Origin of the sequence: Roseateles oligotrophus (assembly GCF_025717515.1) — a bacterium.
Taxonomy (GTDB): Bacteria; Pseudomonadota; Gammaproteobacteria; order Burkholderiales; family Burkholderiaceae_C; genus Paucibacter_A; species Paucibacter_A oligotrophus.
The window spans coordinates 477,609-493,587 of the sequence record NZ_JAJIRN010000002.1 but is presented as its reverse complement, the minus strand read 5'-3'; the positions used below and the strand labels follow the sequence as shown (position 1 = coordinate 493,587).

General features: G+C 63.2%; 12 protein-coding genes. 4 read left to right on the top strand and 8 right to left on the bottom strand.

Annotation, left to right across the window (positions count from 1 at the left end; all coding sequences use genetic code 11):
- Positions 1-67: 67 nt before the first annotated feature.
- Entirely contained in the window at positions 68-946 is an 879-nt protein-coding gene (locus LNV07_RS05460; protein WP_263570155.1) for an alpha/beta hydrolase, read from the top strand.
- Positions 947-1,041: 95 nt separating this feature from the next.
- Positions 1,042-3,276 (top strand): S9 family peptidase, encoded by a 2,235-nt coding sequence (locus LNV07_RS05455; RefSeq protein WP_263570154.1) that lies wholly within the window; start codon positions 1,042-1,044, stop codon positions 3,274-3,276.
- A gap of 28 nt (positions 3,277-3,304) precedes the next feature.
- On the opposite strand, the gene LNV07_RS05450 is transcribed toward LNV07_RS05455, so the two are convergent.
- The 6 genes from LNV07_RS05450 to map are packed head-to-tail and all read right to left on the bottom strand — an operon-like array spanning position 3,305 to position 9,516.
- Positions 3,305-3,925 (bottom strand): YitT family protein, encoded by a 621-nt coding sequence (locus tag LNV07_RS05450; protein ID WP_263570153.1) that lies wholly within the window; start codon positions 3,923-3,925, stop codon positions 3,305-3,307.
- Positions 3,926-3,935: 10 nt separating this feature from the next.
- On the bottom strand, positions 3,936-4,151 hold the full coding sequence (locus LNV07_RS05445; protein ID WP_263570152.1) for a DUF2788 domain-containing protein: 216 nt from the start codon (positions 4,149-4,151) through the stop codon (positions 3,936-3,938).
- Positions 4,152-4,171: 20 nt separating this feature from the next.
- Complete coding sequence (locus tag LNV07_RS05440; protein ID WP_263570151.1) at positions 4,172-4,957, bottom strand: DUF2189 domain-containing protein; 786 nt, start codon at positions 4,955-4,957, stop codon at positions 4,172-4,174.
- A gap of 44 nt (positions 4,958-5,001) precedes the next feature.
- Positions 5,002-6,090, bottom strand: coding sequence for a tRNA 2-selenouridine(34) synthase MnmH (gene mnmH / locus LNV07_RS05435; protein ID WP_263570150.1), 1,089 nt, complete (start codon positions 6,088-6,090; stop codon positions 5,002-5,004).
- A complete protein-coding gene (locus LNV07_RS05430) occupies positions 6,087-8,708 on the bottom strand; it encodes a [protein-PII] uridylyltransferase (protein WP_263570149.1) in 2,622 nt (873 codons plus the stop codon). The genes mnmH and LNV07_RS05430 overlap by 4 nt, the downstream gene beginning before the upstream one ends.
- 4 nt (positions 8,709-8,712) lie before the next feature.
- Positions 8,713-9,516 (bottom strand): type I methionyl aminopeptidase, encoded by an 804-nt coding sequence (map, locus tag LNV07_RS05425; RefSeq protein WP_263570148.1) that lies wholly within the window; start codon positions 9,514-9,516, stop codon positions 8,713-8,715.
- A 131-nt stretch (positions 9,517-9,647) separates the two neighbouring features.
- Between map and LNV07_RS05420 the strand changes: the two genes are divergently transcribed.
- Together LNV07_RS05420 and LNV07_RS05415 are read left to right on the top strand one after the other, a co-directional pair.
- Positions 9,648-10,790, top strand: coding sequence for a DUF1624 domain-containing protein (locus LNV07_RS05420; protein ID WP_263570147.1), 1,143 nt, complete (start codon positions 9,648-9,650; stop codon positions 10,788-10,790).
- 110 nt (positions 10,791-10,900) lie between these two features.
- Positions 10,901-12,298 carry a wax ester/triacylglycerol synthase family O-acyltransferase gene (locus LNV07_RS05415; RefSeq protein WP_263570146.1) on the top strand — a complete coding sequence of 466 codons (1,398 nt, stop codon included), beginning with the start codon at positions 10,901-10,903 and terminating at the stop codon, positions 12,296-12,298.
- A gap of 137 nt (positions 12,299-12,435) precedes the next feature.
- Here LNV07_RS05415 and LNV07_RS05410 read toward each other — a convergent pair whose 3' ends face one another.
- Positions 12,436-15,381 carry a CHAT domain-containing protein gene (locus LNV07_RS05410; RefSeq protein WP_263570145.1) on the bottom strand — a complete coding sequence of 982 codons (2,946 nt, stop codon included), beginning with the start codon at positions 15,379-15,381 and terminating at the stop codon, positions 12,436-12,438.
- Positions 15,378-15,857, bottom strand: a complete 480-nt coding sequence (locus tag LNV07_RS05405) for a hypothetical protein (protein ID WP_263570144.1) — start codon at positions 15,855-15,857, stop codon at positions 15,378-15,380. Before LNV07_RS05405 ends, LNV07_RS05410 begins: the two co-directional genes overlap by 4 nt.
- Between the last annotated feature and the right edge of the window lie 122 nt (positions 15,858-15,979).

Below are 15,979 nucleotides of genomic sequence, written 5' to 3'. Positions count from 1 at the left end.
TCGAGCGGCAAGCCCGAATTAGCGTCGACACTTGAGCCTTCGCCTTGAAACAAGGGAGTCAGCCAGCATGAGTCGCCAAATCCGCCAAAGCCCCGCCTGGTTCGATCAGCAATACGACAACCGGGTCCGTGTGGCCGACAGCGCCGTGTTTTTGGATCGCTGGGCTCGGGCCTCGCAATTGGTGCGTGAACAGGCGCGGTGTCTGCTTGACATCCCTTACGGCGAAGCAGTAACGGAACGCCTCGACGTGTTCCCCTCCGACGTGCCCAATGCGCCGGTGATGGTGTTTTTGCACGGCGGCTATTGGCGCGCGCTGGACAAGTCGGACTGCTCCTTTGTGGCCAGCTCCTTCACCGACGAGGGAGCGATGGTGGTGATACCGAACTATTCGCTCTGCCCGGATGTCGGCATGGAGCGCATTCCGTTGCAGCTGGTGCAAGCGCTGGCTTGGGTCTGGCGCCATGCGGCCGAGCATGGTGGCGACCCGATGCGGGTGGTGCTGGTCGGACATTCGGCCGGTGCTCATTTGGCCAGCATGCTGAACTGCTGTGACTGGAAGGCGGTGGCGCCGGATCTGCCGCATCACCTCGTCAAGGGGGTGCTGGCGATCTCGGGCGTGTATGACCTGGGGCCAATCCGCCAGGCGCCGTTTTTGCAAAACGATTTGAAGCTGGACGCCGACACCGTGCGCCGGCTCAGCCCGGTGCAATTCCCCGCACCCGAGGCGCCGGTCTATGCCATCGTGGGTGAGCAAGAAAGCGAGGAGTTCCGGCGCCAGAATCGATTGATTCGCCAGGCCTGGGGCCGCCGCGTGGTGCCGATTTGCGAAGAAATCAAAGGCTGCAATCATTTCGATATCCTGCATGACTTGGCCGACCCGCAGAGTCGCAGTCATCAGCTGGCGCGCCGGCTGCTGGAACTGCGCTGGTATAGCGCGCTGTTGTAGTCACGGCCCCGACAGGCCTGCTGTTGCGGCACTCCGTTTTTCAATCACATCACCGAGTCGCGGCGCCATTGGCGCGCTGACCAGGAGCCTATTTCATGACCATCAAAGCCTTGCGGCGAGCTTTGCTCTGCCTGTTGAGCGGGGTCGCCGCGGCCGCCTCCGTTGGCGCCCAGTCGGTGCCGACCCAGCCGGCGCGGAGTGCCTTGTCGACGACTGAATTGGCGCCGCCGCAGGCCGAGCGTCGCCCCAAGGATGTCAGCGTCCACGGCGATGCCCGCATCGATGACTACTTCTGGCTGCGTGAGGGCGACAAGCCCGATGTGCTGCAGCATCTGAACGCCGAAAGCGCCTATAGCGCGGCCTGGTTCAAACCGCTGGCTGCGCAGCAAGAGATGCTGTATCAGGAGTTGGTCGGCCGCATCAAGCAGGCGGACGAAGCGGTACCGGTGCGCGAGGGCGCTTGGTGGTATTCAAGCCGCACATTGGCGGGCGCGCAATACCCGCAACACATCCGCAGGCCGGCTCAAGGCCGGCAGCGCGGCTTTGACGCGAGCGCGCCGGAGCAAATCCTGCTGGATCTGAATGAGCTGGCCAAGGGGCGTAAATTCCTCGCCCTGGGCGGTCTGCAAGTCAGCCCGGATGCCAAGTTGCTGGCCTATTCCATCGATGAAACCGGCGCGCTTGATTTCGAGTTGAAGCTGCGTGATCTGGCCAGCGGCGAAGACTTGGCCTGGGCGCAGAAAAACGTCTCGGGCTTCGCCTGGGCCGCCGACAAGCGCAGCATCTTCTATCTCACCCACAACGCGGCCAAGCGCAGCAACAAACTCTGGCGCCATCGTTTGAATGCCACCGGCCCGGACGCGCTGATTTATGAAGACGCCGACGAGTTGTTCAATCTACAACTCTCGCGCAGCGCCGATGGCCGCTATCTGCAACTGCTCAGCAGCTCGAAAGACAGCAGCGAGCTGCGTTTGCTGCCGAGCGATCGGCCGCTGGGGAATTGGCTCACCGTGCTGCCGCGTCGCGCCGGACAGGAATACAGCGTCGAGCATCGCGATGGGCAGCTCTATGTCTTGATCAATGACCGCGGCCCTAACTTCAGACTCGTTCGCACGCCGCTCAAGGGCCTGCCTCTGTCGGCGACAAGGCTAAGCCAGGCGCAGGAGCTGCTGGCGCACCGCGAGGATGCGATGCTGGAGGAGCTGACGATGTTCAAGCGCCAGCTGGTGCTGCAGGTGCGCGAGGCGGGCGCCGTCAAGTTGCGGGTTTATGGCCTGGCCACTGAGCCGAGCATCGACTTCAAGCCGCAAGAGCTCAAGTTTGAGCAATCCGTTTACACCGCCAATAGCGGCGGCCGCCTGCTCAACCGGGAATACGACAGCGAGTACCTGCGGCTGAACTTTCAGTCGATGACGACGCCCGCCTCGGTCTATGACTATGACTTTGCCAGCAAGCGGCTGATGCTGCGCAAGGTGCAGCCGGTGCTGGGTGGTTTTGATCCCCAGCGCTATGAGTCAAAGCGCATCTGGAGCGTGGCCAAGGATGGCACGCGGGTGCCGGTGTCCCTGGTCTATGCCAAAGACCTGCGTCGCGGCGGCCCGCAGCCGCTGTTGTTGCAGGCTTATGGCAGTTATGGCGTTTCCTCCGACCCGCGCTTTTCGTCGGTCGGCCTGTCATTGCTGAATCGCGGCGTGATCTTGGCCATTGCCCATGTGCGCGGCGGCGGCGATCTGGGGCGGCGCTGGTATCTGGAGGGCAAGCTGGCCAAGAAGATGAACACCTTCACCGACTTCATCGGCGCCAGCGAGGCCTTGATCGAGCAAGGCTATACCTCGCCGCAGCAGCTCATCATCACCGGCGGCAGCGCCGGCGGCTTGCTGATGGGCGCGGTGGTGAATTTACGGCCCGACTTGTTCAAGGCGGTGGTCGCCGAGGTGCCGTTTGTCGACGTCATCAACACCATGCTGGACGAGACCCTGCCGCTGACGACCGAGGAGTTCATCGAGTGGGGCAATCCCAAGATCGCCGAGCAATACGCCTGGATGCGGGCCTACAGCCCTTATGACAATCTCAAGGCCGGTGTCTATCCGGCAATGTTGTTGCGCACCGGCCTGAATGACAGCCAGGTGCCGTATTGGGAGCCGGCCAAATATGTGGCCAAGCTGCGCACGCTGAAGGCTGCGGCCGACCAGAGCCCGCTGTTGTTCGACATCAATATGTCGGCCGGCCATGGCGGTGCGTCCGGCCGTTTTGACGCGCTGAGGGAGCGCGCCAAGGTCTACACCTTTATGTTGCAGCAATGGGGCTTGCTCGGTGGCGCCGCGCCTTGATTCACCTTGATTGGCCTTGCAGTCGGGCTCAAACCGCCATATAGCGACCGGGCCTATGGTTGATGGCGAGCGCGGCGTTGATGGCCAGCATGCCCAGCAGCGAGAGCCCGACGCGCTCGGGCGGCACATAGGCCAGGCCGCAGAGCAGGATCACCAGGTCCAGCCCGGCCTGCACATAACCGGCACGCCAACCGTACTTCTCTTGCAGATAGAGCACCACCACATTGAGGCCTCCGAGCGAGGCGCGGTGGCGGAACAGGATCAACATGCCGGCGCCGATCAAGAGCCCGCCGGCAATTGCGCCGAACCAGGGGTTCAGCTCGGCAAATTGCAGCCAGCGCGGCAACACCTCGGCCAATACCGCCATCAAGCTGACCGCGGTGATGGTCTTGAGCGTGAAGGGCAGGCCCATGCGCTTGTAGGCGAGCCAGTAGAACGGCAAATTGATGCAAAAGAACAGCAGGCCAAAGGGTAGACCGATTGCGTAATGCAGCAAGAAGGCAATGCCGACCGTGCCGCCGGTCAGCATGCCGACCTGCTTGAACAGCGCCACGCCCAGCGCCACGAACAGCGTGCCGGTGACGATGGCTTGCACATCCTCGAGCGTGGAATGCTTGAAGCTGCGGGTAATGGTGTCGCGCAAACTCATCCGAAAATCCTCATCCCACGCCAGTCATGAACCACTTGATCACGCCCTTGGCCAAATAGCCCACCATGCCGAAACCCAGGCCCAGCAGCAGCACAAAAGTGCCGAAGCGGCCGGCCTTTGATTCGCGCGCCAGCTGCAAGATGATGAACACCATATAGACCATGAAGGCGCCGACGCCCCAGCTGAGGCCGAACTGGGCGATTTGCTGCTCGCTGTATCCGAACATGGTGATTGCCGCCCTTGCCGTCAGTCGCTGTGGGAAACAAGGTCGCGGTAGGCATGCCAACTGGCATGACCCAGCCAAGGCAGGACCACGATGAAACCCAGCATCAGGCTGGCCATGCCGACCAAGGTCAGCAGCATGATCAAAGCCGCCCACAGCGCGACGGGCGCCGGGTAGGCCATCACCACACGCCAGCTGGTGAAGACGGCGCCGAGCACGCCGACATCGTCACGGTCCAGCAGCAGTGGCACGGCGATCAAGGTGGATGCGAACAGCGGCGCCGCGAGCACGGCGCCAAGCGCCAACCAGGCTTCGAACAGATGCGACTCTTCGTTCAGCACCACATGGCGGACGAAGTCGATCGGTTCAAGAATGGGCGCGGCCGCGAAACCGGTGATCAACGAGGCCGAGGTCAGCACCCAGCCAGTGCCCGCAAAGGCCAGCAGCACACCGAATACCACCATGCGTCCGTCGCGTGGCCGCCAAGCCTTCAAGATTGCCCCGAAGCTTGGGGTGCGGCCATGCTCGATGTCGCGGCTGATCACATACAGGCCGGTGGCCAGAATCGGCGCGACCAATAGAAAGCCGCTGAAGGCGCCGGCCAGCAACCAGAAATGATGGCGCGCCAGGATGAAGATCAAGGCGCCCAAGGCGGCCAGCAACAGACCATGGGCGAGCGAAGGGCCGGGGCAGCGCATCAAATCTTGCCAACCCCTGGCCAACCAGCCCAGCGGCCGCAGCACGGGCACCGGCTTGACGCCAAATTGGCGTGATTGGCGCAGCGCCGTTTCGGTTTCTAAAAAATGCATCGGGTCTCACTTTGAAGAGGGGCATCTTGCCATGCGCGGCGGGGTCAGGTCTTGATGGTCATCAAGTTCTGCGCGAGGTCAGCCAGACTGCGCGCCGAACCATCGGCCAGCTGGATACGAAGGGCCCGTTCAAGCTGCGGGTAATGCCCGGCCAATGAACGCTCGTAGCCGGGGTCGTAATGCTCGCGCATCAGTTCGCCGAACACCTCAGCCCAAGCGCCGCTGAGGGCCTGGGCTTGCCAGCCTTGTACGCGTTCGCGTCCACGCATGCTGATCAAGGCGTCGAGCTTGGCGCAAAACAGCTCAGGCGTCTGGAAGAAATGCTCATAGTCCTCAAGCAGCAACTCGACGCGAGCCGCCTCGGGCATCTCCAGCCAGTAGATATGCTCACTGGCACGCATCGCCTCGTACATCGACTCGGGCATGCGCACCTGGCCTATCTTGCGGCTCTCGCTCTCGACAAAGACCGGCCGGCTCGGGTCCAACTTGCAGAGTTGCTGCCACAGCAGGGTATCAAAACCCTTTTGGCTGGGCTGCGGCTTGTCAGGCAAGGCGCCCAGGATAGAGCCACGATGAGCGGCCAAACTCTCCAGGTCGAGCACCTGCGCGCCCAGGCCGGCAAGCGTCTGCAGCAGCCTGGTCTTGCCGGTGCCGGTGCGGCCGCACAGCACATGGAAATCAAAGGCCGCCGGCTGGGCCTGCAAGGCCTCGCGCACCTGCGCCCGGTAGGCCTTGTAGCCGCCCTGCAACTGGCGTGACTTGAAACCGATCTGGCCCAAAAACCAGGTCATCGCGCCCGAGCGCTGACCCCCGCGCCAGCAATAGACCAGCGGCCGCCAATTGCGATTCAGCGGCTCGGCATGGGCCTCGATGTGGCGGGCGATATTGCGCGCCACCAGGGCCGCACCGATCTTGCGGGCCTCAAACGGCGAACTCTTGTAGAGCAGACCGACCCGGTGACGTTCCTCGTTATCCAGGACCGGCCAGTTGAGTGCGCCGGGCAGATGGTCCTCGGCATATTCGGCCGGGGAGCGCACATCGATGATGGCGTCAAAGGCGCTCAGCGACTGGATCGCCTCATCGGCGGCGATCAGCGGTGACGGCGGCGCGTATTTTTGGCTAGCTTGGTTCATTTTTGCAGCGCCACTGCATCGAGCAGCTCGCTCTCGATTTGTAGTTGAGCCTTGTTGTGCTGCAGCGCGGCGCCGTCGACCAGGAAGGTGTCTTCGACCCGTTCACCCAGCGTCGAGATCTTGGCCAATTGCAGATTGATGCCGTGGCGCGCCAGCACGCGTGCGATCGCGTAGAGCAGGCCGGCGCGGTCACTGGTGCTGATGGTCAGCAGCCAATGCTGCGCGCGCTCGTCCGGGCGCAAGGTGATGCGCGGCGTGTAGGGGAAGGACTTGACCCGGCGCGACAAACGCCCGCGCCGCGGCTCGGGCAAGGGGCCGGCGGTCAGCAATGCGTGCGTCAGCTTGGTCTCGACCAAGGAGACCAGGTCGCGGTGATGCAAACCCAGGTCGGGACTGAGCACCTGAAAGGTATCGAGCGCGTAGCCGGTGCGAGTGGTGTGGACCTTGGCGTCCAGGATGTTGAAGCCGGCACCGTCAAAGTAACCGCATATGCGGGCGAACAGGTCCTGCGCGTCGGGAGAGTAGACCAGCACCTGCAGACCTTCGCCGATCGGCGATGGGCGCGCTTGCACGACCGGCACCGGGCTTTGCACATGGCGCCAGAGCGAGCGCGCATGCCAGGCCAGGTCGCCCGCCTCGTGGCGCGCGAAGTAGCTGACCTCGAGCGTCTGCCAAAGCGGCACTTCGGTGCCGGGCAGCATCGAATGCAGCGCCAGCGCTTGCCGGGCCTCTTGTTTGCGCGCCTCGATGTCGGCGGCCAGATCGGGTTGCGCGCCGCCTAATGCGCGCAGGCTGACCCGGTACAAGTCTTCCAGCAGCTTGCCCTTCCAGGCATTCCAGACCTTGGGGCTGGTGCCGCGGATGTCGGCCACGGTCAATAAATACAAGCCGGTCAGATGCCGCGCATCGATCATCTTCTGGGTGAAGCGGGCTATCACATCGGGGTCGGACAGGTCCTCCTTCTGCGCCACCCTTGAGAGGGTCAGGTGTTGCTGCACGAGGAATACGACCAGGTCGGTGTCGGTCTTGTCCAGTTCATGGTCACGGCAGAAGCGTTTGGCCTCGACGGCCCCCAGATCCGAGTGGTCGCCGCCACGTCCTTTGGCTACATCGTGGAAGAGGGCCGCGATATAGAGCAGCTCAGGCTTGGCCCATTGCGAGGCCAGTTGCGAGCAAAAGCTGTACTCATGCGCATGCTCGGGGATGAAGAAACGCCGCACATTGCGCAGCACCATCAGAATGTGCTGATCGACCGTGTAGACATGGAACAGGTCATGCTGCATCTGGCCCACGATGCCGCGGAACACCCACAGGTAACGGCCCAGCACCGAGGTCTGGTTCATCAGGCGCATCGCGTGGGTCTGGCCCTCGGGCTGGCGCAGGATCTGCATAAAGGTCGCGCGATTGGCGGGGTCGCGCCGGAACGCGCTATCCATCAGCTGGCGCGCGTTGTAGAGCGCGCGCAGGGTGCGGGCCGACAGGCCTTTGATGCCACGGGTCTGCTGGTAGACCAGGAAGGTGCGCAAAATGGCATGCGGCTCGCGCTGATAGAGGTCGTCGCTGGCGACCTCCAGCATGCCGGCACGGTCGAGAAAATGCGTGTCAATAGGCCGCATCAATTCCTGTTGCGAACCGTTGACCTGCTCTTCCAGATTCAGCAACAGGATCTGGTTCAACTGCGTGACCGCCTTCGCGGCCCAGTAGTAGCGCCGCATCAGCACTTCGGAGGCGCGCTGGCCGGTGCGGCTTTGATAACCGAAGCTCTCGGCCACGGCGGTTTGCTGATCGAACACCAGCCGGTCTTCGCGCCGGCCCGCCACGCAGTGCAGGCGCGCCCGGATCAGCTTGAGCAGGCCTTCGTTGTGTTGCAGTTGGCGGCTCTCGAAGGCGGTGATCAGCCCACGCTCGGCCAAGCTCTTCCAGGTGTGCCCCAGGCCAGCGGCGCGGGCAATCCAGATCAGCACCTGCAAGTCACGCAGGCCGCCCGGGCTTTCCTTGCAATTGGGCTCAAGCGAGTAGGGCGTGTCGTCGTATTTGGTGTGGCGCTGGCTCATCTCCAGGGTCTTGGCGCGCAGGAACGCACTCGCGTCCATATCCTGCGCCAGCAATTGCTCGAGCTGGCCCACCAAAGGCCGGTCACCGGCAATCCAGCGCGCCTCCAGCAGGGCCGTCTGAATAGTTACATCGCCGGCGGCCTCCTGCCGGCATTCTCCCAAGGTGCGAACCGAGGAGCCGATCTCCAGGCCGATATCCCAGCAGGCGGTGATGAAGGACTCGATCGCCGTCTTGATCGCGCCGTTCTGGTGCGTCTCGACGCCATCGGGCAGCAGCAGCAGCACGTCGACGTCGGAATAAGGAAACAGCTCGGCTCGCCCATAGCCGCCCACGGCCAGCAGGCTCGCGCCGGCGGGCATATAGCCGCGCTCCCACAGCGTCTGCAGGCTCGCATCGACATGCTTGGCCAAGGCGCGCAGCAGGCCGGCGGCGGCGGCGGCCGTGGGCCGGCCATTGCGGAAGTGATCGATCAGCGCCTGCTTGCCGGTCTTGAAGCGCTGGCGCAGCTCGGCCAGACTTTCCGGCGCGGCCGTGGGCGGCAGACTGGGCACAAGCTCGCCCATCCGATCAGCCGGTGATGAAGGCGGGCGGCGGCGGGCTGCCGGCCGACAGCGTGAACACCTCGTAGCCGGTTTCGGTCACGATCAAGGTGTGCTCCCATTGCGCCGACAGGGACCGATCCTTGGTCTTGATGGTCCAGCCGTCATTGCCTTCCTTGATCTCGCGCCTGCCGGCGTTGATCATCGGCTCGATCGTGAACACCATGCCTTCGACCAATTGCACCAGGGTGCCGGGCCGGCCGTAATGCAAGACCTGCGGCTCCTCGTGGAAGACCTGGCCGATGCCGTGGCCGCAGAACTCGCGCACGATGCTGAAGCCGGCGTTTTCGGCGTAGGTCTGGATCGCGTGGCCGATGTCGCCCAGGTAGGCGCCCGGCTTGACCTTGGCAATGCCCTTCCACATCGCCTCGTAGGTGAAGGCGCATAAGCGCTTGGCCGCGATCGAGCCTTCGCCGACGACAAACATTCGGCTGGTGTCGCCGTGCCAGCCGTCCTTGATGACGGTGACGTCGATATTGACGATGTCGCCGTTCTTCAAGGCGCGGTCGTTCGGAATGCCGTGGCAGATCTGGTCATTGACCGAGGTGCAGATCGACTTGGGGTAGGGGATGTAACCCTGCGGCGTGTAGTTCAGCGGGGCCGGAATCGCCTGCTGCACATTGACGATGTAGTCATGCGCGAGCTTGTCCAATTGGTCGGTGGTGATGCCCGGTTTGACATGCGGGGCCAGCATGTCCAGGACCTCGGAGGCCAAGCGCCCGGCAATGCGCAAAGCGGGAATATCGGCGCCGGATTTGATCGTGATCGTCATGGCTGCAGTTTAACTGGCTGGCTCGGCGGGTTTGTTGGCCGCGCTGAGGGAATCACCCCAGAGGATTGCCGGGCCGGCAACCCTAATATCCGGCTTTCATATTCCATTTCCTTTTCGCACTGCGCCACGACGTGAACCACCCCGTAAAACCTGCTCAGGCACAGCGACTCCTATCGATTGATTTGCTGCGCGGCATCGTGATCGTCTTGATGGCTCTGGACCACACCCGCGACTTCTTTGCGCCGACTCCGTTCAACCCGCTGGACTTGGCGCTGGGCTCGCCGGCCTGGTTCTGGACGCGCTGGATCACCCACCTTTGTGCGCCCATCTTTGTCTTGCTGGCGGGTATGTCGGCCTATTTGCGCTCCAGGCGCCGTAACCGAGCCGAGATGATGCGTTACTTGCTCGGGCGCGGTGCCCTGCTGGTTTTGCTTGAGCTCACCTGGGTCAGCTTCAGCTGGCAGTTCGGCTACAGCGTACTGATCTTGCAGGTGATCTGGGCGATCGGCATGTCGATGATGGCGCTGGGCCTGCTGCTATGGCTGCCGTCTTGGGCCATAGCGCTTGTGGCGGCGGGTTTGATCTTGCCGCATAACCTGCTGGATGGCTGGCATGGCAAGGACGCCTCCTGGCTGATGATGGCCTGGCATCAGGGCGGCTACAAACAGCTGTGGCCGGGCCTGGGCGCGGTGTTCGCCTACCCGCTGATGCCCTGGGTCGGACTGATCGCCGCCGGCTATGCGCTGGGGCCGCTGCTGACTTGGACGCCCCCCCGCCGACAGCGTTTCTTGCTCGCGGCCAGCTTGCTTTTGTTGCTGAGTTTTGTGGTCTTGCGCAGCGGTAATTTCTACGGTGACCCGCACGACTGGGTAGCGCAGGGCAGGGGCTTTGGGTTTGAGCTGATGGCTTTAGTCGATGTGCACAAATACCCACCCTCACTGCTCTATTTGTGTATCACCTTGTCGATCGGCTTGGCCGCCTTGGCGCTGATCGAGCGCTGGGTGCATCGTCCGCCCCATGCGCTGATGCTGTTCGGCAGCCGACCGATGTTCTTCTACTTGGTGCATATCGCCTTGATCCATGCCTTGGCCTGGGTCTATATGCAGTGGCGCTTTGGCGGCCAAGTGCTGGAACAAGGCGGCTGGCAGGCGCCGCCGGGCTATGTGCCTTCTTTGCTGATCTGCTATCTGGCTTGGTTGACGGTGCTGGTCTTGATGTTTGGGCTGACCCGGTTCTGGGTGCGGCTGAGCCGTGCCAGGATCAAACCGGTTTAGAGGAGGCTGTCGAATCGACTCAATCGGGCCCAATTGGGCAAAACAAGGGCCGCCGATGCGTCACGCCGGCGACACAATCGCTGGATCGAATTTTTAATCGGTGGAGCCTCATGAAAAAACTGTCCTTGCTCGACTTGGGTTTCTTCGTCGCCGAGTCGCAGGCCAGCCCCAAGCATGTCGGGGGCTTGCTGATGTTTAAGCGGCCGCCCAAGTCCACGCCTGCCTTCGCCAAGAATCTATACCGCGAATACCTGGGCTTTACCGAGGTGGCGCCACCGTTCAATCGGGTGATCCGTTTCTCGCTGACGGCGATGCCGCATTGGCAGGACGCCGAGGTCGACCTGACACAGCATATTTTTTATCACAAGCTGCCCCGCGGCGCGAACGACCGCGAGGCGCTGTACGCCTTTGTGGCCAGCCTGCATGAGCCGATGCTGGACCGCTCGCGCCCCTTGTGGGAACTGCATGTGATCGACGGCCTGAGCGAAGGCCGCTTCGCGCTTTACCAAAAAATGCACCATGCCTATGCCGACGGTGTGACGATGGCGCGCTGGACCGCCGATGGCCTGGCCGATACGCCGGATGAACTTGAGCTGACGCCGGTCTGGACGCTCAAACACAGCGGCCATGGTGCCAAACGCGGGCTCGGCCACAAGCGCAAGGAGGAAATGCTGCAGTCGGTCTGGAAAGAGATCAGCGGTACCAGCTTGCGGATTCTGGGCATCAGCCGTCTGGCCGCCATGCTGTTTCTGGAGAGCGTCAAGCTGACCAAGAACGCGATCGCCTTGCCCTTTGTGTCGAGCGCCAAGACGCCGCTGACGGGGCAAGTTACGTCGGGGCGGCAGTTCACGACCGCCGGCGTTTCGATGGCGCGGGTCAACCGCATCCGCGAGCGCACCCGCTCGACCATCAATCATGTCGCCCTGACCTGTCTGGACGGGGCCTTGCGCCGCTACCTCTTGGATCAGGGGGTGGAGTTGCGCCGGCCGATCACGATACAGATGCCGGTCAATCTGCGCAAAGAAGGTGAAAAAACCGCCGGCAACAAAATCGGCATCATCCAGGTGGAGTTGTCGGCGCCGACCGAAGACCCCTATGTGCGGCTGCGCAATATCGGCTTCTCGCTGCGCAATGTGCGCACGATGATTGACAGCGTGTCGGCCGAGGCGATCGAGTCCTACACCCTGATCACCGGCCTGGTAGCGCAGATCGCCGAGATGCTCGGCCTGAGCAACACGCTGCCGCCGATGGGCAACACGCTGGTGTCCAACGTACCCGGGCCGAAATCGCATCTGTACGTCAAAGGCGCGCGGATGGAGGAGATGCATCCGATCAGCACCTTGCCGCCCAGCAACCTGCTCAACATCACGCTGTTCAGTTATGCGGGTGATCTGTTCTTCGGCCTGATCGCGACCGACGAGCTGCCCAACTTGCCGCTGCTGGGCCGCTATGTGCAGGACGCCTTCACCGAGCTGGAGGCCTCGGTGAGCGAGGCGCATGCGGCTTGACCAACCCGCAGGGGCGCCGAGGAAAAATATCGAGCTAGGCGTGATGTCAGACCTGGCCCAGCGCTTGAAAGCCTTGCGGTGCAATCATGCGTGGCGGCCACCGGTCTGTAGCCGAACTTGGTCCAATTCGACCGCTGTCACAGCTTGAGCGGCACCCCGTACAGCACAAACGAGGCCCAGATGCGCGGGTCGCGGAAGGCCTCACCAAAGAGGCCGGCGCTGAATTCACGCTTGGTGACGTTCAATGCGGTGACCACGTCCAGGCCGGACCGCAGCTTGGTCATGAAGGCCGGAATGAAGGCGGCTGTGCCGCGGTCGTCCACCGACCACAGCGACATCAGGGTGTCGGTATTGCCGGCCAGCATGAAGGCATAGGGCAGGCCCATCACCCCTTCGCCGGACTGGCTGCGGCCAAGGCCGGTGTCGCAGGCGGACAGCAGCACGAGCTCGGAGCGCAGCGAAAGCCTGGCGATGGTGCCGTCCTGCAGGTATGCGTTCTCCATGCCTTCGCTCATTGACAGCACCAAGGCGCTGCGCTGGTCATCGACATAGCCATGGGTGGCGAAATGCAGCACGCGAAAGGCGCCCAGTTCACCGCTCTTTTGCAGCGTCAGCAAGGCGGACTGGGTGGCGGCGCTGCCAACGATCTGACGCGGCTGCTTGAACAGCGCCAGCAAGGCCTCGGATTCCTGGCGCGTGCCGGGCAGGGCTTGCCATTCCAGCTCAGCCATCCATTCGGGCGTGCTCGCCTGCTTGGCTTGCTCGCCTTGGTCGACTTTGGGTAGCGTGTAGCTCGGGTCGGCCAGCGTCAGCAAGCGCAGCGGCGATCCCAATGGCTTGGTCCGCTCTGCGCGGCGCTTCAGCTCGGCATGGACGGCCAGCGACTGCACATAGCTGATGTCCATGCTCGCCAGCAAGGGCTGTCCGCCTTGCCACAGGGTCTCGAAGGGCAATTGGGCCAGGCCGCCGTCCGGGCTGATGATCAGGCGCCTGGCCTGCTGCCAGCGCGACTGGGTCGGAGCAAGCAGCAGGGCATACAGCTCGCGGCCAATGTCTTCGACCTGCTGAACCTGCTTGGCCCCGGCGGGTGCTTCGGTGCTGACGCTGTAGCTGCCGTCGGGCTTGCGCCAGACCGGCCGGCCGCGCAGGCTCAAGCCCGCCGTCTTGCTGGGTTTTGCAGCGCCGCTGCGCAACAGGTCGCGATACAGCTTCAAGCTCGCTTGCTGCGCGGCGGAGACGGCGATCCAATGATTGCTGAGTTGGCGGTCTTTGCCATTGACGACGCTGGCGACGTAGCCACCTGGCACTTGCAGCCAGGATAGGTAGGCTTCATCGGGCGCGACGCTGTCGGCTTCGCCGGCGAGCGGGTCTACATCCTGGTCGGCCAGGCGGGCGGCGGCACTCAAGCCGATCGCGCGGTCCAGCCAGCTGCCAATCCGACTGTCGCCCTGCTGCTTCAGTTTGCGCGCCGCCAAGGCCTCGATGTGCTGCTGCTCGGCCATGGCCATGAAGTCGTCGGCCATCCGCTGCAGCCAGCCCCCGATGGCCGCGCCGCTAATTTGCGCGCTCATCGATTTCAACTGCTGCGCGCGCGCCAAGTCTGTTTGGTAGCGTGCGTCGGCCGGCTCTTCGCGGGTGTCGGCGAGTTGCGTTTTCAGCCGCTCCAGGCGCAGGCGTCGCAACAGCGTTTGGGCTCGCAAGGTCTCGGTGCGGGAGATTGCCAAAGTTTGCGCTTGCTGGACGGCAGCAGCCGCGATCAGTCGGTGCAGGCCGTCATAGCGTGACAGATCGCGCTGGTCTTCGAAGGACGCCGATTGCGTCGTCGAGGAACGCAGCAGCAGTTCGCGTTGCGTCGCCAGCAGCAGGCTCAGGCCATCTTGTTTGAAGGTTGGACTTCGCAGCAGATCGGCCCCCAGCGCCCAGTTCAGTCGCAGATCTGATTCGGGCCGGCTTCCCAGCTGAGCAAGGCCGTCTAGGCGGGTCCTTGGCAGGGCCGGCGTCGGCTCTTGCAAGGCGCTCAGCAGCGCTTGCATTTGCGCCAGGCGGTAGGTGGCGCATTGGCTGGACTTGCATGCCCTCAAGGCCTGGCCCATTGCAGCGGCGGCTTCGCTGCGGTGAGCGGAGCCATTCAACAACAATGCATCAGCACCCAGCTCGACCATGGCCTGGGTGAAGCCGCAGCTGCCCTGAATGATGGCTGCTAACTTGTCGGCCGGTCGAGCCGGCCACTGGCCCGTAGCATTGGACCGCGCAATCTCCACCCGCCATGCCAGGGCCAATTCGGGGCAACCGTTGGTCTTGAATTGCTGGCTGTGCAGGTGCTCAAACTCCTGTGCCAGCTCCTGCTCGCCGAGCAGCCAGGACAGGCGGGCCATCTGCAAGGCTGCCTGCGGCAGCAGGGCGGCGAGTGGGCTGTTTGGAGGTTGCTGGCTGGCGATTGCATAACTTGTAAACCAGGCGGACCGTGCCGCACCGAAATTGCCGGTGAATTCCAGCTGCTGGGCGCGCACCCAGGGCGGCATATCGGGCAGGGCGGCCAGCGTGGAAGCGCTTGCTGCCTGGCCCTGGCTTTGCAGCCAGTCGAGGTATTGCGTGCGCTGCATGTCGTAGCGCCTCAGGTAGGCGAGGAACAGCAACTCGTTGCCCTCATCCAGCCAACGCAATGCGGCCTCGTGCAGGCGCAGGTTCAGGCGGCAGATGTCGATGGGACGGTCAGCATTCGGAAAACCCTGACACAAGTCGGCGATGGCGCTGAGGGTGGAAGCTGCGGCTTGGCCGCCTTCGCTGACAGGGGCGACGCGCAATGATTGGTCCAGTACTTTTAGCTCGCGGTGCAGCAGCGGCGTGCAGTCCTCGGCCTGTTGACGGCAGGCGACGAGGAATTGCTGCGTCGCTTCGTTCCAACTGCGCTCCGTATTGCTCGTGCTTTGCAGGTCCAGCCATTGGAGCTTGCGTACCTCGGGCAGGCGAGTTTGATACTCCTGCAGCGCCTCCTTCAGCAGCTTGGGCAGCTCCGCCGATCTGGCGCTTGCCGCAAACAGCAGCGTCAAGCCAAGCGACGCGAGCAGCTTTAGCAGCTTCAAGGCGCCACCGTCCTTGCCCCGTCGGCGCCTATGTCGAAACTGCAAACAAGCACGCGGCCGCTTTTCTCGGCCAAGCGCGGGACCAGGGATTGGCCGCTCAGCAAGGTATCGACGCGAAAATGCCCGCTACCGACGCCCCTCTCCATCAGCGCAGGGTCAACGCGCTTGCGCTGCGTCTCTTCAAACGCCAGTCGCGCCTGTACCCGATCCGACGCCACCGCCACCGCGTCGCGCAGCCGCTCGATGGCAGCCAGAGGCAGTTTCAATGCGGCCTCCAATGCAATGGTCGAGCGGTTGCGGATGGTCAGGGTCAGATGCTTTTCGGCAAACGGGCCATTCACCTCGGCCTCGACCTTGAGCCATGACCGGCGGACCGCCGCTGTCGCTGCGACGCTGACTGCGGCGGTGAGCGACATCAGCAAGAGCATCGCCAGTCGGAAAGTGCGCGGAATCGGTGTGAAAATCACAGTTGGCATTTTGCTCAGCGCACAGTTGATTGACGATAAGCTGCATCCTAGCCCGCAACAGGGTCAGGTCTTGCTCTCAAACTGCGCCATCCCAAACGAAAGCGATCAAAGCCCCATGAATTCAGCCAGGA